Origin of the sequence: Microbacterium sp. (genome assembly GCF_031178525.1) — a bacterium.
Lineage (GTDB): Bacteria > Actinomycetota > Actinomycetes > Actinomycetales > Microbacteriaceae > Microbacterium.
Map to the genome: position 1 here is coordinate 1 of NZ_JAPSJA010000291.1, position 2,932 is coordinate 2,932.

Here is a 2,932-nt window from a genome sequence, read left to right on the forward strand (position 1 = left end):
ATCCCCGAGCCCGAGAAGCGGGTCGACGACTACCCTCACCAGTTCTCGGGCGGCCAGAAGCAGCGCATCGTGATCGCGCAGGCGCTCGCGCTCGATCCGGCCGTGATCATCGCCGACGAGCCGACGACCGCGCTGGACGTGACCGTGCAGGCGGAGATCCTCGATCTGCTGCGCCTGTGCCGCGACGAGTTCGGCACCGCGATCCTGCTCATCACGCACAACATGGGCGTCGTCGCCGACCTCGCCGACCGCGTCGCCGTCATGTACCTCGGCGACATCGTGGAGACCGCGCCAGCGACAGAGCTGTTCGCCACGCCGCAGCACGAGTACACGCGGCGTCTGCTCGGCGCCGTGCCGCGGCTCGAGATCGCGGACCGCGTGTTCACGGGGGACGCGACGGCCGAGCCGATCGTGCAGGCGCGCGGACTCGAGATCGAGTACCCGGGCCGGCTCGGACGCAAGGCGTTCAAGGCCGTGCAGGCTGTCGACTTCGAGATCCGTCCCGGTGAGGTGCTGGGCCTGGTGGGTGAGTCGGGCTCGGGCAAGACCACGATCGGCCGGGCGATCGCGGGCCTCGCGCCCGTGACGGGCGGCTCGCTGCGCGTGCTCGGGCACGAGATGCTCGGGATGCGCGAGCGCGCCTTCCGCGCCAAGCGTCGCGAGCTCGGCTTCGTGTTCCAGGACCCGGCATCGAGCTTCAATCCGCTCCTGACCATCGCGCAGTGCGTCGCCGAGCCCTTCGTGGTGCACGGCATCGCCAAGAACGCCGCCGATGCGCGGGACCGGGTCGACGAGCTGCTGGAGGCCGTGCAGCTGCCCGCCGACTTCGGCGACCGGTACCCGCACGAGCTGTCGGGCGGACAGCGCCAGCGCGCATCGCTGGCGCGCGCCCTCGCGCTCGATCCCCAGCTGCTGATCGCGGACGAGCCCACCAGCGCGCTGGACGTGTCGGTTCAGGCGCGCGTGCTCGACCTGTTCACCGAGTTGCAGGAGCGCTTCGGGTTCGCGGCGCTGTTCATCACCCACGACCTCGCGGTGGTCGACCTGCTCGCGCACCGGGTCGTCGTGCTGCACCAGGGCCGCATCGCGGAGCAGGGACCGACCGCGCAGGTGCTGGGCGACCCGCAGGACGCCTACACCCGCCGCCTGATCGCATCGCTGCCGGTGCCGGACCCCGTGGAGCAGGCCGCACGCCGCGCCGCGCGCGGCTGAGACAGCGACCCCGCCGCCGCCGCCCGTGAGACGCGGGCGGCGGCGGGCCGCCCGACGACGTTCGCCGAACCCGATCAGCTGCGGCAGGATCGACCCATGGCAGAGGATCCGCTGATCGGCGTCGCGTGGGAGCTGTACGACCTGCCGCCCGCGCGCTTCACGGCTGAGCGCAACGCGCGCGCGAAGGCCGTCAAGGGCGAGGACGCCGCGCTCGCGAAGCGCATCTCGCAGCTGCGACGCGCATCGGCGCCCGCCTGGATCGTGGGCCAGCTCGTGCGGCACCGCTCGGATCGCCTCACCCAGGTGCTCGAGCTCGGCGCCGAACTGCGCGAAGCCCAGCAGGACCTGGATGCGCGGACGCTCGCGCAGCTGACGCGAGATCGGCGAGCGCTGACGGCCGCACTCGCGAAGGAGGGCGCGTCTCTCGCACGCCAGCACGAGGTGAACGCACCGAGCGCGGTGCTGGACGAGGTGTCCCAGACGCTGCAGGCGGCCATGGCCGACGCGGACGCCGCCGCCGCCGTGACCTCCGGCCGGCTGATCCGCGCGCTGGAGGCCGTCGGCTTTGATCCGGTCGATCTGACCGACGCCGTGGCGGGACCCGCGCCGGACGGCTCCCCCGCTCCGGAATCGGGAGGGGACGAGCTCGCCGCGCGACGTGCACGACGCGCTGCCGAGCGCGCCGTGAAGAACGCGGAGCAGACTCTCGAGCGGCTCCGCGAGAAGCTTGCCGATGCGCGGCGGCGCGCGGACGAGCACGACCGCCGTGAGGCCGAGCTGCGCACGCGCCGCGACGAGCTGCGCGCGGAGCTCGAGGCGACCGAGCGGGCGCTCGAGCGCCTGCACGCGGCCGGCCCCGCCCTCGAAAGCGAACGGGACGACGCCGAGCGGCAGACGGCCGAGGCCGAATCCGCACTCGAGGACGCGCGCCGCGCGCTGGAAGCCTGAGCGGACTGTGTGCGGCCATGCGGAGGGATCCGCGAGGATGGTGCGCATGACCCCCGCGCCCTACGGACTCCTTCTCGACGTCGACGGCCCGCTCGCGAGCACCGTGACCCGCTCGATCCGCGTCCCCTCGATCGCCCACGACCTGGTCGCGATCGCGAACGCCGGATGTCCCGTGGTGTTCAACACGGGACGCTCGGACGAGTTCCTCGCGGCGCAGGTCATCCCCGCGCTCGTGCGCGCCGGTCTCGCCGGCGACGCGCCCGTCTGGGGGATCGGCGAGAAGGGCGCCACGTGGTTCACCGTGTCGGACGGACGGATCGGCGATGTCGACATCGACGATGCCATCGCCGTCCCGGCGGATCTCGCTGCGGAGTGCAGGACGATCGCTGACGAGCACCGGGACCTGATGTTCTGGGACGACACCAAGCGCACCATGGTGTCGCTCGAGCAGAACCTCGACGTCGCCAACGACGACTACCTCGCACGCCAGCCGGAGGTGACCGCGCGGCTGAACGAGGCGATCAGCACTCTCGGCCTCGCGGAGCGCTTCCACACCGTGCCGACGATCATCTCGATCGACCTCGAGCACCGCACGGCGGGCAAGGCGCTCGGCGCGGAGCGCGCGATGCGGCTGGTCGGCTCCCGTATGGATATGCCGCACCGCTGGTTCACGGCGGGAGACTCGAACGGCGACTACGACATGGCCGCGTGGCTGCACGACGCGGGCTTCGAGGCGACGCACCTCGACGTTCGCCCCGCGGGCGAGCGATTC

The 2,932-nt window shown here is 72.4% G+C and carries 3 protein-coding genes; all 3 read left to right on the forward strand.

Translation table 11 applies throughout. The annotated features are described in order from the left end of the window. On the forward strand, positions 1–1,212 hold a 1,212-nt coding region (locus tag RIF89_RS13325; protein ID WP_309069576.1), incomplete at its 5' end, for an ABC transporter ATP-binding protein. A gap of 96 nt (positions 1,213–1,308) precedes the next feature. Continuing rightward, positions 1,309–2,160 carry a transposase gene (locus RIF89_RS13330; protein WP_309069577.1) on the forward strand — a complete coding sequence of 284 codons (852 nt, stop codon included), beginning with the start codon at positions 1,309–1,311 and terminating at the stop codon, positions 2,158–2,160. A 46-nt stretch (positions 2,161–2,206) separates the two neighbouring features. After that, positions 2,207–2,932, forward strand: a 726-nt coding sequence (locus RIF89_RS13335) for a hypothetical protein (protein WP_309069578.1), incomplete at its 3' end; no start/stop codon positions are given.

What these genes read in the sequence shown, in the direction of transcription:
- RIF89_RS13330 (WP_309069577.1), top strand. Translation starts at nt 1,309, where the DNA reads ATGGCAGAGGATCCGCTGATCGGCGTCGCGTGGGAGCTGTACGACCTG.